Below are 26,009 nucleotides of genomic sequence, written 5' to 3' on the forward strand. Positions count from 1 at the left end.
ATCCTTTAATTCATACACTAAGGGTGTAAATGAATAGTTTAAATAAATTAGTTACTGTTAACGTATTAGTATGCATTTTATTTACAGCATCGGTATTTTCAGAAACAAATACAACATTATTAAATAACAGAAATGTGGCGAACAAAGTCAGTAGTGCCACTAAGTTATTAAAACAAAAGTCATACGCGAAAGCCTGTAGTCAATTAATGGACTTATCGGAATTAGCGTCAAATGTAGACACGAGCCAAACTAAAGAAGCACAATTACAGCTCAATATTAATTATTTGCTAGGGCAATGTCACGCTGGGCTAGGTTTATTTAAAGAGGCGAGCGTCTATTTTGAAAGAGTTGTGCAATATGACCCATCGGAGCCACGTCCGTATTTGGATTTAGCTTTAACATATCAGTATCTTGGAGAGTACTCTTTGGCAGATTCGCAATACAGCGAACTGCTCAACATGCCAAACTTAAGCGACACAGTACGTCAAAAAGTTGAACACCTTCACAGTAATAATCCTAATAAAATACAATACTTCATTGATTTTTCTACAGGTGTGATCTCGGACGACAATATAAACAATGCCCCCATAACAGACTCTATAACGATGTGGGACACAGAATTTATCTTTAATAATGACTCAAGGCCAAAATCTGATCTTGGAATTTACTTGGGGGTGAACGCCAAAGCGAATAAATTATTAAGCAGTCAGTCAAGACTAACCAGCACGTTAGAGATTAATTCTACCAATTTCACAACAGACAGCGAGCATAATAACGCCGTTATCGACTTTGGCGTGACATATCATCGTAAATTGTGGGGGGGGGAATATTCCGTCCAAACTCGATTAGCTAATGTCAGTATTGGTAACGAATCATTGCTTAATGTGTTTGGCGTAAATGGCATATTCTCAATCTTACCATTTAATAAATTACGAACGACCGCGAAGCTAGGTATTCAAACCTTGAGTTACACAGAAAGTTCAGATCGTAATGTAAACGAATTGAATACTGGTTTTTTGGTAAATTATCAAGTTAGCAACAAATGGTTACTAAACTCAGAGATTGGGTTTGCGTACGGTGCAGCCAGTGATGACGCGAATAGTTACACAAATTATAAATTTGATTTTGGTGGTAATTATTCAATCACTAATTCGTTATTATTATCCATGACGCTAAGGTACAACCCTCGTAAATATTTAAGTAAAATTGAGGCGTTTAATAAAACAAGAGACGACCAAAGAACCTTAATTAATACTGAATTAAATTATAATTTTAAAGACAATATATCCCAGCGTTTAACGTTAGATCTTGGTGTTAACTTATTTCAAAATAAATCTAATATAAAAGTATTTGAAAACGACCGAACCCAAGCATATTTAATATTGCATTTTACAATTTAGTCCAGTAAACACATAAGCTTACCGGACTAAATTGGCCAATATGTCGTGGTACACCTATCAACTCACTTAACAACCTAACTTATTTATTTAAGTGTTGGGCATGAAATGTTAAATGTTGCTCAATAAATGATGAAATAAAATAATAACTATGGTCGTAACCTTCGTGAAGGTTATATTTCAACGGGTATCCACTATGGGTTGCTGCCGCTTCTAACGTTTCCGGTTTCAATTGTTCGGTTAGGAAGTTGTCAGCTTGACCCTGATCTACTTTTGCCGGCACAAACGCAGTGGCTTGTTTCATTAATTCACTCGCGTCATGTTGTTTCCATTTAGCTTCATCATCGCCTAAATATGCCGTGAAAGCTTTTTGCCCCCAAGGACAATTGATTGGATTACAAATCGGGCTAAATGCAGAAACAGAGCTGTATTTTTCTGGGTTTAACATAGCAATAGTTAAGGCACCGTGTCCGCCCATTGAATGTCCACTGATGGCTCGTTTGTTTAACACTGGAAATGTTTCTTCAATCAAAGCTGGTAATTCATTTACCACATAATCATACATTTGATAATGGCGATTCCATGGTGCCTGTGTTGCATTCACATAAAAACCAGCTCCTTGACCTAGATCATAACCATCATCATTTGGGACTTCAGTTCCTCTTGGGCTAGTATCAGGTGCAACAATCGCTATGCCTAGTTCAGCCGCCATTTTAAATGCTCCGGCTTTTTGCATGAAGTTTTCATCAGTACAGGTTAAACCCGATAACCAATACAAAACAGGCACTTTTTGTTTATTTGATGCAAGTGGAGGTAAGTAAATAGCAAACCTCATGTCACAATTAAGTGTTTTAGATTGGTGCGTGTATTGTTTGTGCCAACCACCAAAACTCTTGTTTATAGATATATTTTCAATTGTCATGATAAACCTTAAAATACTGCCTAATTATCAAATATTAATTAACTATTAGGCAGTAGGGTAGTTATTACTTGTCAAAGTGGATAACGGTTCGAATGCTCTCACCTTTGTGCATTAACTCAAATGATTCATTTATGTCTTCAAGTGGCATGGTATGAGTAATAAAGTCACTTAGTTTGAATTCACCTTGTAAATATCTTTCTACATAATCTGGTAACTCAGTACGACCTTTAACTCCGCCAAATGCTGTGCCTCGCCATACTCGTCCTGTAACTAATTGGAATGGTCTAGTAGAAATCTCTTGGCCCGCACCAGCCACACCAATGATCACAGATTCCCCCCAACCTTTATGACAGCACTCTAAAGCCGAACGCATTAGGTTAACGTTACCAACACACTCAAAGGAATAATCAACGCCGCCATCGGTTAATTCAACAATGACATCTTGAATTGGTTTGTCATGATCTTTAGGGTTAATGCAGTCATTTGCACCTAACTTTTTAGCTAATTCAAATTTACTTTCATTAATATCGATAGCAATTATACGACTCGCTTTAGCCATGGTTGCACCAATCACAGCAGATAAACCGATACCACCTAAACCGAAGATAGCAACAGTGTCACCTTCTTCAACCTTAGCTGTGTTCATTACCGCGCCCATTCCAGTCGTTACACCACAACCTAATAAACAGACTTCCTCTAATGGTGCTTCTTTATTTACTTTAGCCAAAGAAATCTCTGGTAAAACTGTATATTCAGAAAAGGTAGAACAACCCATGTAATGATAAATAGGCTGACCATCTTTATAAAAACGAGTTGTGCCATCCGGCATTAACCCTTTACCTTGTGTTTCACGAATTTTTTGGCAAAGATTGGTTTTTCCTGAAGTACAGAACTTACATTCTCCACACTCAGGCGTATATAAAGGAATAACGTGATCACCGACTTTAACACTCGTCACACCTTCGCCAACTTGTTCAACAATACCGCCACCTTCATGGCCCAAAATAACAGGAAAGAGACCTTCAGGATCTTCACCTGATAATGTAAATGCATCGGTATGGCATACGCCAGAAGCAACGACTTTAACTAATACTTCACCTTTACGAGGTAACATTACGTCAACCTCTTCAATGGATAATGGTTGTTTAGGCCCCCAGGCAATGGCGGCTTTTGATTTTATAAATTGATCAGTCATTATTTTTCTCATTTATCAGTTGAATACAAGGTTGGAATTTAGGCCCGTCATCACTATTGGGCTAGATTATATTAAACATTATAGTTGTTTCTTCAATGGTGATAATATACTAATTTGTTAAAACACTTTTACATATAGGTAACAATATGAAGTGGGAAGGGATCAGTGAATTTGTCTATGTTGCTGAAAACGAAAGTTTTACATTAGCATCTAAAAAAATGGCAATTTCTACCGCTCAGGTTAGTCGACAGATATCATCGCTTGAAAAACGTTTAAATATTAAATTATTTTATCGTACAACCCGAAAAGTATCGTTAACCGACGAAGGCCGAATATATTACCAACATTGTCGAAGTGTATTGGATGGTTTGGACGCAGCGGAACGAGCCATCACAAACCTACAAACCAAACCCCAAGGTAAAATTAAACTTACGGCACCAGTTACCTATGGCGAACAAACAATATTACCTTTAGTAAATGATTTCATGCTCCAATATCAGGATGTTGAGGTGAACGCATATCTAAGTAACCAACAGGTTGATTTAGTAGAAGGAGGTTATGATTTAGCCATTCGGTTAGGTAAGCTTATTGATTCATCTATGATGGCAAAAAAGTTAGGCACACGTACTAATTATATCTGCGCTTCACCGGACTATTTGGATAAACATGGTGTCCCACACTCACTTTCAGAATTAAGTAAACATAACTGCTTATTAGGCACTTTAGATTATTGGAATTTTAGTGAAGGCAATAAAGATAAAGCATTACGGGTTACCGGTAAGCTTAGATACAATAATGGATTTGGATTGGTGGATGCCGCATTAAAAGGCTTAGGTATAGTTCAATTACCTGATTATTATGTTCAAGAGCATATTGAAAGTGGCACGTTAATTACCTTATTAGACAATTACCGTGCACCAAATGAAGGGATTTGGGCGGTATATCCACATAACCGTCAATTATCACCAAAAATCCGTTTTCTGGTGGATTATTTAACATCAAATCTATACAAGAGTTAGTTAAATAATTGCTATTTTTCAGTCTTCCTACATTTCCTTTTTAACAAAATTAAAGTCTGTTTATTGCATTCGTTGTTGTACTTTATAAGAATGCCAAACCGCCGGAATAATGATAATGACAGCGATAAATGCTAAAAACCATTGATGGCTTTGATCAACAAAAGCCAAATTGATGATCTCGGCAGCTTCTTTGGTATTTGTTAGATTAGCATGAGCTATGGGGCCTATTGCCGCATCGTTAGCGATAGAAAAGCCATTACTTAATGCGCTTTCCCAACCAAGTGCAGAAAAAGCTCCATATGCTTTATAGGCAATTGCAGAGGCACCCATACCGACTAAACCTATGCCAACCGTACCAATGCCAATTAAACCAATACCAATAGAGCCTACAGTGACAATACCAAAAGAGACAATTCCAACACTAATTGGAGCAACAGCTAAACCGCCCCACGCAAAGAGCAAGCCATAAGCTTTACTGCCGCCGGCTACCCATGCGTAAGCCGGTTTATAGTTATCTTCAGGGGTACCAAATTGAAAATGAAATAAGGGAGCGCCAAACAATTTAATCTTGCTTTTATACTCACGTAATGAGGAGTCTTTTTGATCTGATTGACGATGAAATGCGCCTGGATTCAAAATCCTTTCTTGCATCCTCACTAATATTATTTGCTTAAACATGCGATAAAATAAATAAAAGTTACTCAAAATAAATGCAAGGACAATCAATTGTGAAGCCAAGGAATAGAGATATATATTATCAGTACTTAAAAGAGCAAAACGTTTTAATACAATATTCGCTATTACATAAACAATCACAGAAATGAAAAAAGCAGAAACATATAAAATAACTTGTTTTTTTTCTCGAGTAGTACGGGATTGTGATAAAGCCGCTTTCACTCCAAAGTAAGAACTGACAACACCGGAAAATGACGCAAGCACAACTAAAATTGAAGATATCTTAAACATCGATCCCCCTTTAGCCGCACTTGTACCTAACAACGCAGCTTTTGCCGGTGGCGATAATAAACTGATTGCAGATATAACACTGGCGGTGAAATCAACTCCAGGTTTACTTTTGGATAAGGTGTCTTCTACAAACGATATCATAGCTCGTTTGAGTAATTTACGTCCCCTTGAAAGTCGCTGCTTAGTTGTATCTAAAGACAAATCTAATTCAGTTGCAACTCGCTCAACCGATTGTTGTTCTCGGTAGAATAATATTAATGGCTCCCGATAAGTATCGTCCATTTGATCTAACGTTTTCCAAAGTAAGTTCTGTTCTTGTTCACGAATGGCTAAATCATCCATTGGCTGGAAATGGTTTTCTTCAACATTATGCTCTTCAAATTCACTGGCATTTTTTATAGGTTGGGTGTTTTCTTTGCGACGATAACGACTCACTTTAAATCTGAGAATACCGCAAAGCCAAGATTTCAACTTTGCAGGTTCTTTTAAACTATCGAGACTTTTCCAAGCTTCTATAAATGTTTCTTGGGCAATATCTTCACTGTGCTTAACATCACCGACCGAAGAGTAGGCTAAGGAGCACAATAAGTTTTGATATCGAGAAACGATTTGACAAAACGCATCTCTATCTCCGCCTAATGAAGAAATAACCAAGTTCACATCATTCATCTCAGTGAAGGATTTTTTACGCCTAAATATGCTCATAAAACTCTTATATTTGCCTTTTAGCTACTAAGTGCCACGTATATTTAAAAGGTGACAAAATTATTAATAAAAATCACATAAAGTAAAATACGCCATCTTTGTCACCTTTATAAATCAATATGGCACTTAACGACATCATATTAACGTATTTATATAGAGATCATGGGTGAAACAAATAAACATAAGAAAGTTCAAATTGAGTAGTGTCTTTGCCATGACTACATTTTTGTTTTTATTTGGTTATTTAATATCAAATGAAATCTCTAAGATATTAGATAACGTTGATATGTTTTTTATGCTGTTACTCCTTGCATTTAATTGAATTGTTATTGATTCAACTTGAGTGATAAAAATAAAAATTATTTTTTTGTCACCTAACTTATCGGTAAGGGCACTTACTTATTAAACACACAAACACATTAAATTAACCATTTGGAAAGATAATGAAAATATCAATATTAAACCGAGTAAAACTTTTATGTATGACAAGCTTACTAGCGTGCTCTGCTTACACATATGCTAATAAAATGGCGCCAATCGTTGACGACTTTAGTCACCCAAATAACAATAGTTTAGGCATTAAACGACAATTTTTAGACGACAAAGTCGCAGGTGGGAACTCACAAGCAACGATAAAAGTAATTGATGGCAAGTTACATATCTCGGGTGAAATTGAGCCGCCTAGAGGTCAACCTGGCTGGGCGAGTTCTGTATTATTACTTAATCCTGAAGGTTTACCGCAAGATGTAAGTAAGTTTTCTGGGATTAGATTATTAATAAAATTACGCAGCGGTAACATTTCAATTTCTGCCAATAGTACAGACATAAGTAATTTTGATTACCACTCTGCCATGTTAATGGTGCAGGCAGACGATAAATTTCATGAAATAAAAATACCGTTTGATTCAATGAAGCGAACTTGGTCTGAACAAACGAAGTTAAATACGACAACGATTAATAGCCTTAGTATTGTTTCATTTGGCATGCAAAAAACACCTTTTGAATATCAACTGGACGAAGTTGGCTTTTATTAACTGATAGACAATCAGCAACTCTGTATTTTTTTATGAGGGGCTCCCCTCATTTATGTAATTAATTGAGAATCGTTATGACAAGCCAAATTCAAACTAATCAACGACTTTACTACTTAGATGGTGTACGAGCCTTTGCCTTAATTTTAGGCGTATTTTTTCATGCTAGTTTATCATTTATGCCAATGTTTATTGGTTGGGCTGTGATGGATATTTCGACGAGTGAGGTGGTCTCAATTTTTGTCTTGATCAGTCATTCGTTTCGTATGGAGTTGTTTTTCCTAATTGCCGGTTATTTTAGCCACCTTAAATTTCATCAACAAAGTTTGTCTACCTTCTTAAAATCGAGATTTGTAAGAATATTAATTCCCTTTGTATTAGGTTGGTTTTTACTAAGACCATTATTAGTTTCTGGCTGGATATTAGGTGGAGAAAGTATGCGAGGAGAAGCAAATATAATTAATGGACTTATTGCTGGATTTGATAGCTTATCTGAATTACCAAAGGGGCTTCTGATTGGAACACATTTATGGTTTTTATATTATTTGTTGTTTATTTCTATTAGCTTAATTTTATTACGAGTAGTCATCGGCCAGCATCAACCTACTTATCATTGGCTCAAAGTGGTCTTAGACCGCGGCGTTAGCTGGGTGAGTAATGCTAGAACAGGGATACTTTGGGTATCGGTTCCCACATCACTTTGTCTTTGGTTTATGAACAGTTGGGGAATGGAAACACCCGATAAATCTTTGATACCTAATATACCCGTTACCTTAATATACGCTGGGTTTTTCTTTTTTGGTTGGTTGTTACATAGACACGATAATTTGATTGGGCTTTTCTCAAAGATCACACCGAGTAAATTAATTTTCTTTCTTGTATCGACGTTGTCATGCGTAATTTTGGCTGGTTTTGAGATGAAATATGGACATGTTAATTATCAGTATATAAAAGCTGGGTTCTTATTCAGTTACGCTGTGATGATGTGGACTTTAATCGCTTTATCAATAGGTTTTGCTAATAAGCTCATTAAAGGCAGTAATAAAGTGGTTCGATATTTAGCAGATGCTTCATACTGGCTTTATCTAATTCATTTACCGATTGTGATCTGGTTACAAATTGCGTTTGCCGAGTTACCACTGCATTGGAGTTTAAAACTAGTCACGGTCAGTGGTATGACAATTCTATTATCAATTCTCCTTTATGATATTTTCGTCCGTTCTACATTGATTGGTGCTGTATTAAATGGAAGTAGAAAAACGAGAGTGATATTCAATAAACATAAAAACCAGTAGCTATATTATCCTCGATAAATATAAACCAATACGTTTATTCAGTATTTAAGTTTTAGTTTGTTATATAGTTTTATACCTAACTTGAATGTTTATAATAATTGTAAATTGATCCCTACAATTTAATACAACTTGTCAGTTAGGATTAATTTAAAATGAACTTATAACTTGCAAAACTGATTGATGGAATTGAAATTTTGAATAGCGTATTGAAACAAATTTCTGTATTTACCTTAAGCATATTGGTTATTTTATTGTTTACGAATAGCGCATTCGGACAAAATAACAACAAACTATCAGACACGGAAAATGGCGGTTTTTTAGAAATAAATACCGGTATATTGGCACTCAATAGTCGGTATATTGATGCCCCAGAAAATGCTGGAGTAATCGCAGACCTTCGTTTTAGCTATTATTGGCGTGGTTTCTTTTTAGAAAATCGAGGGCATCAAGGAATAGGCTTTCCTGGGGTCGGTTATAACTTTTACAATGAAGATACTTGGATGTTAGATATATTTATCACGGAAACCCATCCCTCTATTTTATGGGATAATGAAATAGACATTGAAAATGGCGTATTAAATGAACAAGATGGTTTGATAGGTATTAGACCAAGAGAATCGGACGATAGGATTGCGCTGAGGGCAACTCGTTTTATTGACGATACGACAGCGCTGCGGTTTTTAATTGCGCCTATATCAGATACTAACGGCATTGCAGAGGTAAGCCCTTATCTAGCGGTTTGGTATGGCAAAACATGGCAATATCAAAACATCAACTTTCACAGTATTTACAGTGCACAATATTATAATACCAGCACCTTACAATATTATTATGGGGTTACGGACGAAGATGTATCAGAAAAATTCCAACCCTACAAAGCACATAGTGGCGTTTCTTTAAGTGCCGAATTTGGAATGACGTATCCATTATCGGCGGATTGGTTATTTGAAAGTTCTGTTAAGCTAACTCGATTACCAGATAATATTCATAACAGTCCTTTGGTTTCAGGCCGTTTAGAATCTCAAGCTCAAATATCATTAACTTATGTTATTTTTTAAAATGATCACTAGCTTTCACTCCTTTGGCTTAATACGACGGATTTTGTTTGTATTATCGACTTTGTGCTGTGTTAACAGTTATGCTGCTGAGCAACAAACAACAGAAGACATCTTTTTTAAATTAAAACCGCATAAATGTGTTTCATTACATGAAGGCCAACAGTGTTTTACCAAGGTAAAAATAAACTGGCAAACTAATATCAAAAGTGATTACTGCCTTTATAGTTCACAACAACGGTCTGCGCTTTATTGTTGGAAAAACACACAACAAGGTAATATTGAGCACGAGTTAAATACGAATGCTGATGTGCAATTTGTCCTTAAACAATCTCCTAATATTGTTATATCCGAGTCGATACTTAAGGTGTCATGGGTATATAAAAAGAAACAAAAATCTCGTTTATCATGGCGGTTATTTTAAATGAACAATCAAAAAGTGAATATTTTACTCGTTGAAGATGATAAATCTTTATCTGACTGGATTTGTGATTATTTATCCAATAAAGGTTTTAATGTGACTCAGTGTTACCGTGGTGACGATGCGGTTGATTTAATTTTAAATACCAAACCTGATGTCGTCATATTAGACGGAATGTTACCGGGATTGGATGGTTTTGAAGTGTGTAAGACCGTTCGCCAAGAATACAATGGTAGTATTTTAATGTTAACGGCGAGGGATGAAGAAATAGATGAAGTTCTTGGGTTAGAACTTGGCGCTGATGAATATATTTTAAAGCCGGTACGAGCGAGAGCCTTATACACAAGGATAAACCGGTGTTTATCTCGCAAAGATGAAACGACAAATAACGAGGATATTCCTGCAAACGCCAATCATCTAACGTTTAATAGTTTAAGTATCGATCCTACCTCGCAAAAAGTGTTATTAAACAACCAAGAGATAAAACTCACTTCTAAAGAGTTCGAAGTCATGTGGATCATAGCGAATAACGCAGGCAATATTATCTCGAGAGATTGGCTTATTAGTCAGGTTAGGGGGTTAGAGTATGATGGATTGGACAGAACTATAGATATACATATTTCTAAGTTACGTAAAAAACTTGGCGATGAATCGAAAGATCCTAAAAAAATTAAAACCATATGGGGTAAGGGGTACTTATTTGTTCCAGATGCTTGGTAAATCTATGCGGTTGTTAACCTTATCCTTAATAACCGCAGTGTTAATTGCAACTATCGGCCTTGGCTGGTTATTGGATAGTTTGTTTTATAATTTTTCAGAAAATTCACAAACAAACAATCACAGCATTCCAACATTGGAAGATTTTGGGCGTGACTTATCAAGTGCTTTAAATAAATTAGAACAACCTCAATTGATGATTAAAAATTGGCCGGTAGCGGGCAATGTTATACTTGAATATATCGATAATAGTGACATTCAGCTACCTGACACATTAATGAAACAAGCCGTTGAAGGACAACATTTATTACTGACAGATAAAGACCTCGTTAATCTCTATTATTACTTACCTAATCACGATGCTTGGGTCATTGTTCAATCTCAACGCATTGCTACTGATACCAATAATGCCAGCATAAAACTGATCCTAACTTTAGTTTTTTATAGCCTGCTTATTCTTTTTATATGGATGTGGACTTACCCATTAGTGTCTCGGCTTATTAACTTACGTAATACGGCTCAGTTGTTTGGTAAAGGTGAGTTTGAACAACGGATTGACGTGGGCGCGGTGTCCTATGTTAAAGACCTAGAATTAGAATTTAACCAAATGGCTCAACGAATCGTTAATCTAGTCAACGACGTTAAATTAATCGGCAATGCAGTTTCACATGATATGCGAACGCCCTTAGCCAGGATGCGATTTGGTATCGATACTATTGCAGAAGAAGACGATCCCATTCAGCAAAAGCGATATTTACAGAGGCTTGGCAAAGACGTCGACGAAATGACCAAGTTAGTAGAGTTACTATTAGAATACTCTCGTCTTGATCAAGCTATGGTGAGTTTAGATAGAAAACCAGTTGAATTGTCCTCGTTGCTAAAAGACTGTATTGCTTATAAACAAACTGAAGATAAACAGATGTTACTTAATGCCCCTGACGAGCACGTTAGCATCCTAGGCGATAAAAAATATCTGAGCATCTTAGTTAACAATTTATTGCAAAACGCCTTAAATTACGGAAAAACAAGCGTTCAAATTAATGTCTTCATTGAAAAGGGAAAGGTATGCCTGAGTATTTCAGATGATGGACCTGGCTTTGAAGGTAACCCACAAGATATGCTAAAGCCTTTTGTGCGAGGTAAAGAAGCAAATGATGTCATTAAAGGGTACGGAATGGGTTTGGCTATCGTCAAAAGAATTGTTGAATGGCATCAAGGCGAATTAAAGATAAGTCGATGTGACCAATTATTAGGGGCTAAAGTAACAGTAAAATTACCTAGGTGATTTGGCGCATCTGGTTACTGAAACGTTTAAACTGGTTAAATCGAACGGTTGACTTTAGGTATTAAATCCAGCTGCTTAATACGGTTAACCAAAAGAACCATTTTGTCGAAATACTAGATTTAGTTATTTTGTTTTCATTATACAGTTTGCCCTTAATAGTAGGCTATTCACTACGTTCAACGTAAAAACCAACCGTTTTCACCCACTGACTTAAATTAAGTATCGGTTACTCTAAATCACGCTGTACCTTGTAAAACTTTAAAGCATACAAATAACAATATCCTGATTTACTATTTACAGTAATTACATCCCCTTACGCACTAGCATAGTGAGTTCAGTAAGCTCTGGTTGTCATTAATGCTAAGCCAATCCGTTGTACACTGTGGTTATAAATATTATGAGAATTTTACGGTGAGGAATTTTGATAATTCTAAAGGGGATTTAAAGTCAAACGGGTAAGTGAAGATGAATAGATTTATATCACCTGAAGTATAGATGTGAATAAAGCGACAATACGTTCAGGTGATATAACAAGGTTAACTAAAAAGTAATACTAAAACCGATAGAAGGGCGCATTTCAAATCCATCTGTATCTTCAACTATAATCAAATCGTCGGTTGAATTTACCTTTTGATAATCTAAATCAATGGATGCTGTGTTCTCTTGACCATAAACATTCATAATCTCAAATACCCAAACCGCGTCTAAACCCCAAACTGTGGTTTTACGCTCGGCTCTTACGTCAAGACGATGAGATAGGTCAAAGCGTTTTGAAAATGCTTCGCCATACACAGGCAAAAAGCGGTCTTCATAATCTGAGTTTTCTTTTACGCCAATAATAGGTGTATAAGGTTGCCCACTTCGTCCAGTGAAGTTGAATCCAGCATTCCAGTTCTCATCAATTTTGTAGTTAAATACCATATTGATAACAATAGGAGTATCCGCGTAGTAATTAATATCTTTTTTGGTTAATAAGTTGGTGCGTTCACTTTTTGAGTAACTTAAAGAGAACCAACCGTACCAATTTTCAGTTAAGTTTTTATTTACTAGTAAATCAACACCGTAGGCTTTACCTGAGACATCATTGGTATAAATACTATCTAGTTCTGTGTCTGAATCTTCACTTGCTAACGGTAGATCATCCATGGTTTTGTAATATGTTTCTATCGACCATAACCAATCATTGTCTAAGTGTTGTTCAAAACCTAAGGTTAAATGTTCTGCCGTTTGTGAATCTAATAAAGGATTACCAATCTTAGGCATAATGACATCTATATCTTGCTGTCTATTATATTGACCATATTTCGCAATAATCGTTGAATCATCCGTAATAAAGTAATTTACGGCTACTTTAGGTTGAATGAAATCTTCGTCAGTATATTTATGATGTTGCCATTGAAGCCCAAATTCTAATTGCCAATAATCATTAAGCGTATATAAATCTGATAAACCTACAAAGTGATTACTGGTATCAACCGTAATAACATCTGCAATTCTTTCCCCTTTATTATCGCCACAGTTGGTATCAATTTCAGTACACGGATCTAAATAAAAGTCATAGTCATAAGTGGTACTTTTGTCGTAATAAGCAGCATCAACTAACAACTTATGTTTATTATTAAAGCGATAACTTAATCGTGTTTTATAGGTAATTTGTTTATCACTTTCGTTGATATACACACCTTTTGGCGTTTGAGCTGTTTTACCAAGACTTAAATCTTCGCTGCTTTTTAGTGAACCAATGCCCACTTTAAATTGGAGATCACCAGCATAATGATCCCAAATGATACTTTGGCTATCAAATTTCTTATCAAAGTCGGCATCGCCAGTATATTCAGGAGATCTTAATGTGATGTCTGCTCTTGCATTTAAGTTTATGGCAGCCATATCCTGTGCGCCGGTGACAGATACCGAAATAACATCGTCGGCAGTCATATCCCACACCCACTTTGCTTGATAGTCATTATCATCAAAGGGTTTATTAATTGTAATAGTCTCTTCATCATCTAATGTATCGCCTTTGCCAAAAAAGACCGGCAGCATACTTTTACGATATGAAAAGTAAAACGCACTGTTTTCGCTAGTCGCACCTTCTAAAAATATACCCGTATTAAACAAGCTAAAGTCTATCGTTGTAATTAAGTCTTGGTTTTTAGGTGTACGCAGGTTGACATCAAATACAGCTCCAGTTGCACCGCTGTAACTCGTACCATAACCGGCGGACAATAATTGAAAGTCTTGTATTAAGTGTTTGTTAAATATCGATTGACCAAAATCATGAAAGATATAACCCGCAGGCATAAAATCAACTTCGAATAAATTATCATCTGGTGACGATCCTCTCACAGCAGGGGAGTCGCTTGAACCTCCAGCAGCTACAACACCAGGTAAGGCAAAAGCAGCTTGTAGCGGATCGCCTCCGGCGCCGGGCATGACTACTAATTTCTCAGCACTTTCTGTTATTTCAGACATTATGCTGGTGCGTTTATGTAAAACGCCGATTCGCTCAATCTCTTTATCTGAGCTATTTGTTTCAGGTTCGTTAGCATAAACGCTAGTTGTTAATATACTAGATATCAAGATTGATATAGGGGTAAGTGAGTAATGTTTATTCATCAGTAAACTCTATACTTAGTTAATATTGCCAACTAGCTTATAGGTCAATGTGGTTCACTGTTGTAAATGTGTTATTCATTAATGTATTAAAATGTAAAATAGATTTAAATTCTGTTTAACACTTATTGCAGTTAGTTAAATATCCTATCGGGAATACAAATATCAAATAAAAATCAACGAAGGTAAGTGAATATCTAGCATTCATAACAAAAGTTAAACTAAGCCCGAAAGACGAGTAAAAGCGAACCATCACACTCAATATTTCAAATTAAACTTCAATATAAAATCGACACTTTATTTTAATTTTACAAATTGTTTAATAGGTATCAATGGTTCTTAGAAAGCATTGTCTACCCAACATATAGTCGCAATGCTATTTAAAAAGGGCCATCGAAACTTCATAAGTAAATACAAACTGTAATGTTCGTGTACACAGCTTTAGTTCAAGTTCTCTTATAGTCAGGAATCGACCCAATGGGTCGTTTGTGTCGGATGTATGGTTAAGCTTAAATTTGGTAAGTACTTGATGTAGAGAAAAAATAGATATTTTTTATTAGTATAGGTAGGATTAAAACGACCGCGATGTGCGGTAGAAAAACGACCCATTGGGTCGATATTAAGTTGTTAGCTGTATAGGGAAGTTTTGCACATTAAATCAATTTTATTTATTTTCCTTTGTCTATTTTCTATTTCTGAAGTTCAAGCCAATCGGTTGATTTTGGTTACTAGGGTACTTTCAGAAGAAGTAGTGAAACGTAACTTTGATGGCAAAGAAGATCCAAGATTAAAGCCCTTCAAACTAGAAAAGTCGAATGCTTGTGGTATACAGTTTGTTAAGCTTTATGTTGAAAGCGTTTTAGATGGAAACTTCGATGAGCAAGTCATAGATGCACATGTGATTATAGGCGAGTGGTGCGGACAACCATTTAAACCCTTTCAAGAATATGTTGTAAGATTATTTGATAAAGAAGACTCAATCGTTTCAATACACCATACTCAATTAGATGGTTGGGAGGTGTTCAATCTATATAGTATTAACAAGCTTTCAAATAACGAGAGAGCTTTAACCGAAGACTGGCACATTAAGCATTTTGAACATTTAACGCCTTCTGTTATTAGTGATGTTAATGGCAAGTCAGTAATTAAAATCAATGACTTAAAGGCGCAGTATACAGCTAACAAGAGAATGAATGGTGATTCACTTTAGTTTATCATTTTTAGTTGCAAACACCGCAACAAAACTGCCAAACTAGTTCACACATTATTCAGGCGTTATTACTGAACGTGTCATTCCACAAGTCTATACTATCAATTCTAGCTTGTACGAACGGTCGGAAATGGCACGGAAGAGACCATCGAGGTAACTCCTTTCTGTCCAATAATAAGTTAACGTAGCAATCAGGTTTTCTGATCATAACTATCTGTCAGATGAAGTCTAAAACTTTTCATCTAAACTGTAAGAACAGTTAAGCTTTTAAATCACGGGGCTTTTGACAGATTTTTTGAATCGCATATATTGCTCCACAAAATGCTCCAATACGAGATAACTCGAAAGTGAACGAAATAGAAAAGAATAATACGAATGGTGAAATTTTACTGGAGCAAGAAGTGTGTTTAAGGGTTAATTTTTATGTAAGTGCTTGAAGAGATTGGTACAACCGAGTGGATTCGAACCACCGACCCCTACCATGTCAAGGTAGTGCTCTAACCAACTGAGCTACGGTTGTATAATATAGATGTCTTGAAGACGGCGGCTATCCTAAACAGCAGACCATTAAAAAGCAAGACGTTTTTTGGTTCAATAAACTGTTTGCATAATTAGTGTACACTTATATAAATCCTTTTGAATTGATAATTGTATTTAGTCGTTATGTTCATTAATCTAAACTATCGTTTAAAACAGATAGCCTAATCTTATGACCAACAAAAGAAGTACCAAAGATAAAATATTGGATGCTGCTGAGCAATTATTTGCCTTAACGGGATTCGCAGAAACCTCTATGCGACAAATAACCAGTAAAGCAAACGTTAACTTGGCTTCAGTTAATTATCATTTTGGTTCTAAAAAAGATTTAATTCAGGCGGTAATGGACAGATATCTGTCACAGTTTATTCCACAATTGTTAAACGAATTAAATCAACTTAATAACAAACAGCCAGATTATTCTATCACCCAGCTCTTTAGCTGCTTTAAAAAGCCATTACTCGATTTAGAAAACATTAGTAAACATGGATCTGTGTTCTTTTTACAAATGTTGGGCAGAGGTTATGTGGATTATCAAGGTCATTTACGCGTTTTTATAACTGACAAATATGGTTCTGCTTTAACACACATACAGCAGTCATTTCATAAGACTAAACCCGAATTAACGCCTGCCGATTTATTTTGGCGTCTGCATTTTATATTAGGTACTTCTGTTTTTACCTTAGCGGCATCTCAAGCGTTATCAGACATTTCCAGCAAAGACTTCCATCAACAAATGAATACTGAACAAATTGTTGATGAGTTATTACCGTTTTTAGCGGCAGGGTTCATAAACTAATGATCAATCAAGCTAGTATCATGATGGACTTAGAAGGGACGGAACTTGCTGAAGATGAAATAAACATGTTAGCAAACCCACTGATTGGTGGCTTAATCCTGTTTAGTCGTAACTTTGAGAGCTCAGAACAATTACGTCAATTAATAAAAAACGTTAGAGCCGCTGCTTCTCAGCCGATTCTAATAGCGGTAGATAACGAAGGCGGCCGAGTTCAGCGTTTTAAAACCGATGAGTTTACCCACATTCCAGCTATGGGAAGTATCATGCCATCGGATCAAACAAAAGTAGACGCAGAAGTACTGCAGCAAGTAAAAGAACTCGCTTGGTTGTTGGCAAGTGAATGTTTAGCGCATGGCATCGATTTATCTTTTGCACCCGTTTTAGACTTAGAACGAGGTTCTGACGTTGTAGGTGATCGCGCCTTTCATCATGACCCACAGGTAACCATTCAATTAGCACAAAGTTGGTGTGAGGGTATGACTGAGGCGGGAATGGCTTGTGTTGGCAAACATTTCCCTGGCCATGGTTCAACAAAAGAAGACTCACATATTGCTGCGCCAAAAGACACCAGAAGTTTCCAACAAATTGAACAAAGTGATTTAGCTGTTTTTCAAGCCATGATCGCCAGCAATCACCTACAAGCTCTAATGCCAGCTCATATTGAGTTTAGCCAAGTGGATAAAAACCCCGTTGGATATAGCACAAGGTGGATACAAGACATACTTAAATCTAAGCTTGGTTTTAATGGTTTATTATTTAGTGATGACTTATCCATGATTGGCGCAGGTGAACACTTAACCTATACCCAAAGGGTGTTAAAAGCGATTAATGCAGGTTGTGACATGGTGCTTATTTGTAATAATAAACAAGCCGTGCAAGAGGTGCTAAAGGAACTCAGTCCACAAACCATACTTGGTGATTCTAAAGTACATGATTTAATGGCCAAGTCTTTTCCAAATTCGTCTGAGTTAATTCATACACAACGTTATTTTAATGCCGTTAAAATAAGCCAAACAATCAAATCTAAGAATACGGCGTAATTTTGACTGCAACTCCAGACCGTAATATTCACCTATGGCTTGCTCCTACCTTAGCGGTAGTGGCTTACTTTGTCGTTTTATGGTTTGGACATTCTTCACAAATTTCTATCACGTTAGCGATTACCATATGGGTTGGGTACTGGTGGATATCTGAGGCGATCCCAATTCCATTTACATCATTATTACCTTTTGTGTTATTACCAGCGTTTGGTGTAATTGATTATAAAGAAGCGTCTTCTTCATTAGGCAATCACGTCATCGTGTTATTAATGGGTGCATTTTTAATGGCTAAAGCGCTGGAAGCATCTGGTGTACATAAACGAATTGCGTTTAACATCATTGCGTTTATAGGCGGAACCAGTTCGTTTAGGATTGTATTGTCGTTTATGACTGCCAGTGCCTTTTTATCAATGTGGATATCAAATACCGCAACTGTATTAGCGTTGTTACCTGTCGCTACCGCAATAGGCATGTCTAGTAATGATAAACAATTTACTATTGCGTTGTTGTTAGGTTTGGCTTATTCAGCTTCTATTGGTGGTGTTGGTACTTTAATAGGCACGCCACCAAATGTAATATTTGCTTCTGTTTATGATAACTTTTCTGGGCATGAATTTGGCTTTGTACAGTGGATGAAAATTGGTGTCCCTGTGGTAATTGTTACCATACCTGTAGTGGCATATTGGCTAACGAGAGGAACTAAACTAACAACACAAATAACGTTGCCACAAATGTTTCAATGGTCGACAAGCGAAAAACGAGTGTTAACGATATTTGGAATAATCGCTTTGTTGTGGATCACCAGAAACAACCCATTTGGTGGTTGGTCAGAATTAATTGGTATTTCGTCAATTGGCGATGCCACCATAGCTTTATTAGGTGTTGTATTAATGGCCACAGTAAAAGGTGACCAACAAGTACCTTTGTTAACCTGGGATAAAGCCAAAACAATCCCTTGGGATATGTTGTTATTATTCAGTGGGGGAATTTGTCTTGCCAAAGGGTTTAGTGCGTCAGGTTTAAGTGAGTTAATTGGTCAGTTACTTTCTTCTACGTTAGATTTACCGATATTTTGGGTGTTATTAATCTTAACAATTTCGTTATCTTTTTTAACTGAAGTTACATCAAATACTGCAACAGCAACCTTATTTATGCCAATTCTAGCAAGTGTGGCATTAACTAAAGGTTTACCACTAGAGTTAATAATGATCCCTGCGGTGATTTCATGTAGTTTTGCCTTTTGTTTACCGGTTGCTACAGCACCAAATTCTATTGTGTTTGCCTCTGGGCAGATCACCATTAAAGACATGGCAAAAAACGGCATTATGCTTAACTTTATTGGTGGCTTTATCGTGTCCACTGTATGTTGGGCACTTATTTAACAACACTTTAAATATCGTTATAGCCAAAAGTCTAATATAACCATTCAGCTTTTTTCTTTATTGTTAAATCCATATAAAGATTGAGGATATACCTGATGAGTTACCAAAGTGAATATCTACGCGCTAAAAACAACCCAACTCAATACTGGCAAGAACAGGCAAAGTTAATTGATTGGTTTCAAGCGCCAACCAATATACTTAGCCAAGACCAAGATGATTTCTATCATTGGTACGCGGATGGTTCACTCAATACATCGTATCTTGCACTTGATTATCATGTTAAACAGGGCCGCGGCGAACAAACGGCATTGATATATGACTCACCTGTTACCAATACCAAAGAAAAATACAGTTATGCTGAGTTAACGGTTTTAGTGGCTAAATTTGCTGACGTACTTGCAAAACAAGGTGTTACTAAAGGGGATAGAGTCTTAATTTATATGCCAATGATCCCACAGGCCGCTATTGCAATGTTAGCTACTGCAAGACTTGGTGCCATTCATTCCGTGGTGTTTGGTGGTTTTGCACCACACGAATTAGCGGTAAGAATTGATGATGCAACGCCAAAAGTCGTTGTAGCAGCAAGTTGTGGTGTCGAAATTGAAAAGGTAATTGCTTATAAGCCTATGATCGACAAAGCATTTGACGATGCGATACATAAACCAGACACCTGCATTGTATATCAAAGAGACTTAGTCAAAGCAGATTTACTTCCTAATCGGGACATTGACTGGCAACAGGCCATGATTAACGCAACAGAACATGAACCGGTTCCAGTACTGGGCAAGGACCCACTTTATATTCTATATACCTCAGGCACCACAGGTAAGCCTAAAGGTGTTGTTAGGGAAAATGGCGGACATGCCATTGCAATGAAATATTCGATGGATATTAATTACGGAGTAAAACCTGGCGACGTATTTTGGGCTGCGTCAGATGTGGGATGGGTAGTTGGACATTCGTACATTGTTTATGGGCCTCTAATCAGTGGTTGTGCCACGGTTTTATATGAAGGTAAACCAATTAAAACTCCGGATGCTGGTGCATTTTGGCGCGTATGTGAAGAATATAATGTAAATGTATTATTTTCCGCACCAACCGCTTTTAGGGCAATCCGTAAAGAAGATCCTCACGGAAATGAATTATCTAAATACAACTTACCATCGTTAAAACGTCTTTACTTAGCGGGTGAACGATTAGACCCAGCGACATACCATTGGTTAAAAGACATTACGCACCTTCCAGTAATCGATCATTGGTGGCAAACCGAAACGGGGTGGCCTATAGCAGGTATACCAGTGGGTTTAGATACAATGGAGCCTAAAGAAGGATCAGCGGGTGTCGCCACACCTGGATATCAAATTGAGATATTAGACCCAGATGGCGTACCGGTTAATAAGGGCGAATCAGGTTACATTGCAATAAAACTCCCATTGCCACCTGGTTGTTTACCGACAATCTGGAATGACCCAGAACGATTTAAAGTAGGGTACTTGAATAGTTTTCCTGGTTACTATGTAACTGGCGATGGGGGATATATTGATAAAGATGACTATCTTTTCATTATGGGACGAACAGATGACGTCATTAATGTGGCTGGACATCGTTTATCAACGGGTGAAATGGAAGAAGTTATATCTAACCATAAAGATGTAGCGGAATGTGCCGTTGTTGGTATTAAGTGTAAATTAAAAGGGCAAGTCCCTTTAGCACTTATTGTTTTGAAAAATGGCTGTGAGCAAACTACGGAAGTACATAAAGTGCTTAAAGAGTTAATCCGTGACCAAATAGGCGCTATCGCTTCGTTGAAAGAAGTACTAACCATAGATAGGTTACCTAAGACTCGATCTGGGAAAATACTAAGGAAAGTTATGCGACAAATGATAGATGGTGAGGAAGTTCAAGTACCATCAACGATTGATGATATGAGTATACTGGACGAACTTAAAATAAGTTTTCGAGTGCTAACATAATGTAAACATACAAGATCAAAAAAGGGCAGTTACGTACTGCCCTTTAAACTATCTGTGATTTACGCTAATTCAGCTAAACACATTTCTTCAGTGATTTGTTCACACCATTGTTTAACACGCGTTTCCGTTAACTCAGGTTGTCTATCTTCATCAATTCCAAGACCTACAAAATGATTGTCGTCCGCTAAACCTTTTGAAGCAACAAAGTCATAACCGTCTGTAGACCATTGACCCATTACGATTGCGCCTTTAGCTTCTACGATATCACGCACCATGCCCATGGCATCTAAGAAATATTCAGCGTAATCTTCTTGGTCACCACAACCAAAAATAGCGACCAATTTGCCATCGAAGTCTATTTCTTCAAGCTCTGGGAAAAAGTCATCCCAATCACACTGAGCTTCACCGTAATACCAAGTCGGGATGCCGAATAATAATAAATCATATTCTGCAATTTCTTCTTTGGTACTTTTAGCTATGTCATGAACATCAACTAAACCTTTACCTAATTGCTTTTGGATAAGTTTTGCAACATGTTCAGTGTTTCCGGTATCACTACCAAAATAAATGCCTACACTAGCCATTTGGTTAACCCTTTTATAAATTTTTTAATGAATTGTTTATTAATTCTGCTAAAAGCTCACTTCGGCTTATGCCTTGCTCTGCAGCGATCACAGAGGCTTTATCATAAGTTTCTCTGTGTAATTTAATCTCTACTCGTTTAAGACCGTTTTGTTTATCGCGGGTTAACTGATTTTTTTTATTAATCCGCATTTGCTGCTCACGACTGTAAGGTGAGCTTTTTGGTCTACCACGTTGTTTCTCTGTTGCAAATAAATCGATAGTGGCTCTATCTACACTTACTTTTGCCATTATGCCAGTCCATTCATCTGCCAATATACTTGGATTAGGCCTTTAGCCACAAAACCAAAACACCCTAAAAATAAAACTAACCAAACAAATAATTTTCCGTAATAAGGCACTTCACCTTTATTTAGAACATCTTTAATCGCCATACCGATAAAGAAAAATATACCGGCGAAAAATAAATTTAAGCCAATAATCTCAACTATCTCAAATTGTTCAGGCGTCATAGAATCTCATTATCCATTTTTTATATATCTTACTTAATAACTAATAGTTTTATCCTGATCTGGATCATGATTTAAGTTATCTGACCCAAACGGCGCGGGAGTGTAGCAAATATAACGATATAATTCAGCAACTATGCTAAAAAATCTCGACATATTTTTATAAACGCCGTAGGTTTCTCCGCATGAAGCCAATGTCCGGCATTTTGGATGACTTTTACACTGGTGTTTTGGAAACGCGTTACTATTTTATTTTTATGTTCAGGCAGAACATAATTGGAGTTGCCGCCTATTATATATAGGGTTGGCCCTGGGTAGGTTAACAATGAGTTGCCTTTGATTAAGTTTTCATAACTGAGCTCTAAGGCGTTAAGATCAAAGCGCCATTTCCATCCTGATTGAGGTTTTTCTGCCCGCGTTAAGCTTTTCAATAAAAACCCTCTGACCCCAACATCATCTATAAATTGGCTTAACGTTTCATTTGCTTGCTGACGATTTTCTAAGGTATCTAGGTTAATGGAATTTAATCCTTCTAGGATATGATTATGACGACTTTCATATTGAACAGGCGCAATATCCGCGACTATTAATTTATCTACTCTGGCATTTTCTAGCAGTGCAATTTCCATTGCTATTTTTCCGCCTAAAGAATGTCCCAATAAACTAAATTGCGTAAGACCTTGTTGATCAGCAAATTCAAGTACCGCCTTAGCCATATTGTTTAACGTAAGAGGATCTGGTGTACTAGAGTCACCATGAGCAGGGGCATCTATTAGGTATATTTTATATTGGTCTGATAACGATTTAGCAATCTGTTTTAGATTGTCAGAAGTGCCAAATAAACCATGAATAACGATCAAAGGTTTGCCTTGACCTAATACTTGATGGGCGATTGTCATGTGTATATCCAATTTTTAGGGAGAGAAATTTAAATTAATTATTCTATCTAGACCAGAAGTAAGGTATTTTCTTATAGCGATTAACAATATGCAATTGAACTTTAATACAAAAATGCATTGTATTAGATGTTTTCAATTCGTTGTTAACCATTATTTCAATCTGACTTTCTCAAACTTTTAGATCCAAATTATGAAAAACATTCAAATCGAAGAAGACTTATATCACTACATAGCATCACAAACTCAGAACATAGGTGAAAGTGCCTCTGAGATATTAAGACGCTTATTATTGGGCGATGCCAATGCGCCTACACCTGAAATTGCTGAAGCAAATACTCCACCAGTTAAACAACAAGACGTTAAAACTGAAGTTGAAGAAGGCTCAGTTTTTAACTTTATAAATCAAGAAGAAGTCACGACACAAAAAGGTGCCGTTGGTCGATTTTTGTTTTTGTTAGCGGCATTACACCGTGCACATCCAACAAACTTTAAAAAAGTGTTAGAAGTAAAAGGGCGTGAACGAGATTATTTTGCAACCAGTTCGGAAGAATTAGAAGCTCACGGAAGCAGTATAAAACCAAAAATCATTCCAGATAGTTCGTTTTGGGTTGTAACCAACAACAATACACCTAGAAAGAAACTGATCATTAACGGAGCAGCTTTGGCGCTTGGTTATAGTGAAGAAGAAGCTGAAAAATTACGAGACTTCATCTAAAAGAATATTTAAAGGAAGATAACGTGGCAAATCATCCCAATGCTGGTAAACCGGCTCAAAAATCAGATTTAATTAATGTACCAAGATTGATGTCTAGCTATTACTTAAATGAGCCTGACATTGTTAAATATCCAGAACAGAAAGTGGCTTTTGGTACTTCTGGTCATAGAGGTAGTGCATTAAAAACAACATTTAATGAATCTCATATTTTGGCAGTTACACAAGCTATTTGTGATTATCGTAAAGATAAACATTATGAAGGTCCGTTATTTTTGGGCTTTGATACTCATGCGTTATCTGAGGCTGCGTTTAATTCAGCAATAGAAGTATTAGTGGCGAATGAGGTTGAAACTATTGTTCAAACAGGACGTGGTTTTACCCCAACACCCGTTATTTCTAACTTAATAATTCAATACAATAAAACACATCCTTCCTTTTTATCAGACGGTATTATTATCACACCGTCCCACAACCCACCTGAAGATGGCGGAATAAAATACAATCCTCCACACGGTGGACCAGCAGATTCTGATATCACCGATTGGATACAGGATAGAGCAAATCAGTTATTAATTGATGATTTAGCCGATGTACAAATTTATCCTTTTTCTCAAGCTTGGAAAACAGGTTATGTGAAAGAGCAGAATTTCATTGAACAATATGTTGAAGGTCTAAATTCAGTTATTGATTTTGAAGCAATCAAAAATGCTGGGGTTAAGTTGGGTGTCGATCCTTTAGGTGGAGCGGGTATTGATTATTGGCCTGTGATCAAAGAGACCTATGGCATAGACCTAACTTTAGTTAATGACAATCTAGATCCTACTTTTGGATTTATGACGCTAGACAAAGATGGGAAGATCCGTATGGATTGTTCATCGGAGTGCGCCATGGCCAGCCTTATCGGTTTAAAGGATGATTATGATATCGCGGTTGCTAACGACCCTGATTATGACCGACACGGTATTGTTACTAATACTCACGGCTTAATGAACCCAAATCATTATTTATCTGTGTGTATTGATTATTTAAGTAAACACAGACCTGACTGGGATCCAACATTCAAAATTGGTAAAACTTTAGTTAGTACATCACTTATTGATAGGGTAGCCGCTGCCAATAACAAACAAGTTTTAGAAGTTCCGGTTGGTTTTAAATGGTTTGTTGATGGCTTAACCAATCATCATATAATGTTTGGTGGTGAAGAAAGCGCTGGTGCCAGCTTCTTAACTAAGTCTGGCGATGTTTGGACAACAGACAAAGACGGTATTATCTTGGCTTTATTAGCTGCGGAAATACTTGCAGTTACAGGTAAAAATCCATCACAGTATTATGATGAGCTAACTGAGTTACACGGCAAACCCATTTATAAACGTATTGACGCACCAGCTAACCCTGAACAAAAGTCAGTATTAAGTAATTTAGAACCTTCGGATATAACTTCTACCGAACTAGCCGGTGAAAAAATTGAAGCCATTTTGACTGAAGCGCCAGGTAATGGTGCATCAATTGGTGGCTTAAAAGTAGTCACTAAAAACGGTTGGTTTGCCGCTAGACCTTCTGGTACAGAAAATATCTACAAGATCTATATGGAAAGCTTTTCAGGTGAGCAGCATTTAGCCGCTATAGAACAAGAAGCTCAAGCTATTGTTTCTCAAGCTTTCACTTCTGCAGGGTTATAAACGACAATCCTTGTCTAAATATAACGTTTTGCAAACGTATGTAGCATAAAAACAGCCTATATC

23 protein-coding genes and 1 tRNA gene are annotated in these 26,009 nt (G+C 36.7%); 15 read left to right on the forward strand and 9 right to left on the reverse strand.

The annotated features are described in order from the left end of the window. The first annotated feature begins 29 nt into the window (after positions 1 to 29). Entirely contained in the window at positions 30 to 1,400 is a 1,371-nt protein-coding gene (locus KO505_RS12105; protein WP_216055707.1) for a DUF2860 family protein, read from the forward strand. 79 nt (positions 1,401 to 1,479) lie between these two features. Here the strand turns inward: KO505_RS12105 and fghA are convergent, their stop codons facing one another. Together fghA and KO505_RS12115 are read right to left on the reverse strand one after the other, a co-directional pair. Next, positions 1,480 to 2,319 carry an S-formylglutathione hydrolase gene (fghA, locus tag KO505_RS12110; RefSeq protein WP_216055708.1) on the reverse strand — a complete coding sequence of 280 codons (840 nt, stop codon included), beginning with the start codon at positions 2,317 to 2,319 and terminating at the stop codon, positions 1,480 to 1,482. 64 nt (positions 2,320 to 2,383) lie between these two features. Continuing rightward, on the reverse strand, positions 2,384 to 3,514 hold the full coding sequence (locus KO505_RS12115; protein WP_252731778.1) for an S-(hydroxymethyl)glutathione dehydrogenase/class III alcohol dehydrogenase: 1,131 nt from the start codon (positions 3,512 to 3,514) through the stop codon (positions 2,384 to 2,386). Between the two features lie 146 nt (positions 3,515 to 3,660). On the opposite strand from KO505_RS12115, the gene KO505_RS12120 reads away from it, so the two are divergent. After that, positions 3,661 to 4,533 carry a LysR substrate-binding domain-containing protein gene (locus KO505_RS12120; RefSeq protein WP_216055709.1) on the forward strand — a complete coding sequence of 291 codons (873 nt, stop codon included), beginning with the start codon at positions 3,661 to 3,663 and terminating at the stop codon, positions 4,531 to 4,533. A gap of 60 nt (positions 4,534 to 4,593) precedes the next feature. Here the strand turns inward: KO505_RS12120 and KO505_RS12125 are convergent, their stop codons facing one another. Further along, entirely contained in the window at positions 4,594 to 6,204 is a 1,611-nt protein-coding gene (locus KO505_RS12125) for an RNA polymerase sigma factor (protein ID WP_216055710.1), read from the reverse strand. 443 nt (positions 6,205 to 6,647) lie between these two features. Here KO505_RS12125 and KO505_RS12130 point away from each other — a divergent pair, with 443 nt between their 5' ends. From KO505_RS12130 to KO505_RS12155, 6 genes are all read left to right on the forward strand, one after another. Next, positions 6,648 to 7,238 (forward strand): CIA30 family protein, encoded by a 591-nt coding sequence (locus tag KO505_RS12130; RefSeq protein ID WP_216055711.1) that lies wholly within the window; start codon positions 6,648 to 6,650, stop codon positions 7,236 to 7,238. 74 nt (positions 7,239 to 7,312) lie between these two features. Further along, entirely contained in the window at positions 7,313 to 8,530 is a 1,218-nt protein-coding gene (locus KO505_RS12135; RefSeq protein WP_216055712.1) for an acyltransferase family protein, read from the forward strand. A 194-nt stretch (positions 8,531 to 8,724) separates the two neighbouring features. Continuing rightward, entirely contained in the window at positions 8,725 to 9,588 is an 864-nt protein-coding gene (locus KO505_RS12140; protein ID WP_216055713.1) for a MipA/OmpV family protein, read from the forward strand. 1 nt (position 9,589) lies between these two features. Next, positions 9,590 to 10,009 (forward strand): DUF3019 domain-containing protein, encoded by a 420-nt coding sequence (locus tag KO505_RS12145; protein ID WP_216055714.1) that lies wholly within the window; start codon positions 9,590 to 9,592, stop codon positions 10,007 to 10,009. After that, on the forward strand, positions 10,010 to 10,726 hold the full coding sequence (locus tag KO505_RS12150) for a response regulator transcription factor (RefSeq protein ID WP_216055715.1): 717 nt from the start codon (positions 10,010 to 10,012) through the stop codon (positions 10,724 to 10,726). Continuing rightward, the gene (locus KO505_RS12155) at positions 10,716 to 12,008 is read left to right on the forward strand and encodes a HAMP domain-containing sensor histidine kinase (RefSeq protein WP_252731800.1); all 1,293 of its coding nucleotides are present in this window, start codon (positions 10,716 to 10,718) and stop codon (positions 12,006 to 12,008) included. Before KO505_RS12150 ends, KO505_RS12155 begins: the two co-directional genes overlap by 11 nt. A gap of 540 nt (positions 12,009 to 12,548) precedes the next feature. Here KO505_RS12155 and KO505_RS12160 read toward each other — a convergent pair. Continuing rightward, positions 12,549 to 14,624: a TonB-dependent siderophore receptor gene (locus KO505_RS12160; RefSeq protein ID WP_216055717.1), complete on the reverse strand. Its 2,076-nt coding sequence runs from the start codon at positions 14,622 to 14,624 to the stop codon at positions 12,549 to 12,551. Between the two features lie 643 nt (positions 14,625 to 15,267). Between KO505_RS12160 and KO505_RS12165 the strand changes: the two genes are divergently transcribed. Then, positions 15,268 to 15,831 carry a hypothetical protein gene (locus KO505_RS12165; protein WP_216055718.1) on the forward strand — a complete coding sequence of 188 codons (564 nt, stop codon included), beginning with the start codon at positions 15,268 to 15,270 and terminating at the stop codon, positions 15,829 to 15,831. A 443-nt stretch (positions 15,832 to 16,274) separates the two neighbouring features. Here KO505_RS12165 and KO505_RS12170 read toward each other — a convergent pair. Beyond that, positions 16,275 to 16,351, reverse strand: a tRNA-Val gene (locus KO505_RS12170). A gap of 189 nt (positions 16,352 to 16,540) precedes the next feature. Here KO505_RS12170 and KO505_RS12175 point away from each other — a divergent pair. The 4 genes from KO505_RS12175 to KO505_RS12190 all read left to right on the forward strand — a co-directional run bounded on the left by KO505_RS12175 (position 16,541) and on the right by KO505_RS12190 (position 21,562). Then, entirely contained in the window at positions 16,541 to 17,167 is a 627-nt protein-coding gene (locus KO505_RS12175; protein ID WP_216055719.1) for a TetR/AcrR family transcriptional regulator, read from the forward strand. Next, positions 17,167 to 18,207, forward strand: coding sequence for a beta-N-acetylhexosaminidase (gene nagZ / locus KO505_RS12180; RefSeq protein WP_216055720.1), 1,041 nt, complete (start codon positions 17,167 to 17,169; stop codon positions 18,205 to 18,207). Before KO505_RS12175 ends, nagZ begins: the two co-directional genes overlap by 1 nt. Before the next feature lie 2 nt (positions 18,208 to 18,209). Further along, positions 18,210 to 19,589: an SLC13 family permease gene (locus KO505_RS12185; protein ID WP_252731779.1), complete on the forward strand. Its 1,380-nt coding sequence runs from the start codon at positions 18,210 to 18,212 to the stop codon at positions 19,587 to 19,589. 95 nt (positions 19,590 to 19,684) lie between these two features. Continuing rightward, positions 19,685 to 21,562 carry a propionyl-CoA synthetase gene (locus KO505_RS12190; RefSeq protein ID WP_216055721.1) on the forward strand — a complete coding sequence of 626 codons (1,878 nt, stop codon included), beginning with the start codon at positions 19,685 to 19,687 and terminating at the stop codon, positions 21,560 to 21,562. Between the two features lie 59 nt (positions 21,563 to 21,621). Here the strand turns inward: KO505_RS12190 and fldA are convergent, their stop codons facing one another. The 4 genes from fldA to KO505_RS12210 all read right to left on the reverse strand — a co-directional run bounded on the left by fldA (position 21,622) and on the right by KO505_RS12210 (position 23,552). Then, a complete protein-coding gene (gene fldA, locus KO505_RS12195; protein WP_216055722.1) occupies positions 21,622 to 22,146 on the reverse strand; it encodes a flavodoxin FldA in 525 nt (174 codons plus the stop codon). Positions 22,147 to 22,159: 13 nt separating this feature from the next. After that, positions 22,160 to 22,435, reverse strand: coding sequence for a LexA regulated protein (gene ybfE / locus KO505_RS12200; RefSeq protein WP_216055723.1), 276 nt, complete (start codon positions 22,433 to 22,435; stop codon positions 22,160 to 22,162). Next, entirely contained in the window at positions 22,435 to 22,656 is a 222-nt protein-coding gene (locus tag KO505_RS12205; RefSeq protein WP_216055724.1) for a DUF2788 domain-containing protein, read from the reverse strand. Before KO505_RS12205 ends, ybfE begins: the two co-directional genes overlap by 1 nt. Before the next feature lie 131 nt (positions 22,657 to 22,787). After that, a complete protein-coding gene (locus KO505_RS12210; RefSeq protein WP_216055725.1) occupies positions 22,788 to 23,552 on the reverse strand; it encodes an alpha/beta fold hydrolase in 765 nt (254 codons plus the stop codon). Positions 23,553 to 23,742: 190 nt separating this feature from the next. On the opposite strand from KO505_RS12210, the gene KO505_RS12215 reads away from it, so the two are divergent. After that, positions 23,743 to 24,267 (forward strand): replication initiation regulator SeqA, encoded by a 525-nt coding sequence (locus KO505_RS12215; RefSeq protein WP_216055726.1) that lies wholly within the window; start codon positions 23,743 to 23,745, stop codon positions 24,265 to 24,267. Between the two features lie 23 nt (positions 24,268 to 24,290). After that, positions 24,291 to 25,946 carry a phosphoglucomutase (alpha-D-glucose-1,6-bisphosphate-dependent) gene (gene pgm, locus KO505_RS12220; protein ID WP_216055727.1) on the forward strand — a complete coding sequence of 552 codons (1,656 nt, stop codon included), beginning with the start codon at positions 24,291 to 24,293 and terminating at the stop codon, positions 25,944 to 25,946. Positions 25,947 to 26,009 lie beyond the last annotated feature (63 nt).

The organism is Psychrosphaera sp. F3M07 (genome assembly GCF_018860345.1).
Taxonomy (GTDB): domain Bacteria; phylum Pseudomonadota; class Gammaproteobacteria; order Enterobacterales; family Alteromonadaceae; genus Psychrosphaera; species Psychrosphaera aquimarina.

Excerpts from the sequence above, each read along its gene's own strand:
- KO505_RS12125 (WP_216055710.1), bottom strand. The coding sequence starts at position 6,204 with ATGAGCATATTTAGGCGTAAAAAATCCTTCACTGAGATGAATGATGTG.
- KO505_RS12205 (WP_216055724.1), bottom strand. The coding sequence starts at position 22,656 with ATGACGCCTGAACAATTTGAGATAGTTGAGATTATTGGCTTAAATTTA.
- KO505_RS12135 (WP_216055712.1), top strand. The coding sequence starts at position 7,313 with ATGACAAGCCAAATTCAAACTAATCAACGACTTTACTACTTAGATGGT.
- KO505_RS12150 (WP_216055715.1), top strand. The coding sequence starts at position 10,010 with ATGAACAATCAAAAAGTGAATATTTTACTCGTTGAAGATGATAAATCT.
- fghA (WP_216055708.1), bottom strand. The coding sequence starts at position 2,319 with ATGACAATTGAAAATATATCTATAAACAAGAGTTTTGGTGGTTGGCAC.
- KO505_RS12175 (WP_216055719.1), top strand. The coding sequence starts at position 16,541 with ATGACCAACAAAAGAAGTACCAAAGATAAAATATTGGATGCTGCTGAG.
- KO505_RS12130 (WP_216055711.1), top strand. The coding sequence starts at position 6,648 with ATGAAAATATCAATATTAAACCGAGTAAAACTTTTATGTATGACAAGC.
- KO505_RS12190 (WP_216055721.1), top strand. The coding sequence starts at position 19,685 with ATGAGTTACCAAAGTGAATATCTACGCGCTAAAAACAACCCAACTCAA.
- KO505_RS12210 (WP_216055725.1), bottom strand. The coding sequence starts at position 23,552 with ATGACAATCGCCCATCAAGTATTAGGTCAAGGCAAACCTTTGATCGTT.
- ybfE (WP_216055723.1), bottom strand. The coding sequence starts at position 22,435 with ATGGCAAAAGTAAGTGTAGATAGAGCCACTATCGATTTATTTGCAACA.
- KO505_RS12160 (WP_216055717.1), bottom strand. The coding sequence starts at position 14,624 with ATGAATAAACATTACTCACTTACCCCTATATCAATCTTGATATCTAGT.
- nagZ (WP_216055720.1), top strand. The coding sequence starts at position 17,167 with ATGATCAATCAAGCTAGTATCATGATGGACTTAGAAGGGACGGAACTT.
- KO505_RS12115 (WP_252731778.1), bottom strand. The coding sequence starts at position 3,514 with ATGACTGATCAATTTATAAAATCAAAAGCCGCCATTGCCTGGGGGCCT.
- KO505_RS12120 (WP_216055709.1), top strand. The coding sequence starts at position 3,661 with ATGAAGTGGGAAGGGATCAGTGAATTTGTCTATGTTGCTGAAAACGAA.
- KO505_RS12145 (WP_216055714.1), top strand. The coding sequence starts at position 9,590 with ATGATCACTAGCTTTCACTCCTTTGGCTTAATACGACGGATTTTGTTT.
- KO505_RS12155 (WP_252731800.1), top strand. The coding sequence starts at position 10,716 with ATGCTTGGTAAATCTATGCGGTTGTTAACCTTATCCTTAATAACCGCA.
- KO505_RS12105 (WP_216055707.1), top strand. The coding sequence starts at position 30 with ATGAATAGTTTAAATAAATTAGTTACTGTTAACGTATTAGTATGCATT.
- KO505_RS12215 (WP_216055726.1), top strand. The coding sequence starts at position 23,743 with ATGAAAAACATTCAAATCGAAGAAGACTTATATCACTACATAGCATCA.
- fldA (WP_216055722.1), bottom strand. The coding sequence starts at position 22,146 with ATGGCTAGTGTAGGCATTTATTTTGGTAGTGATACCGGAAACACTGAA.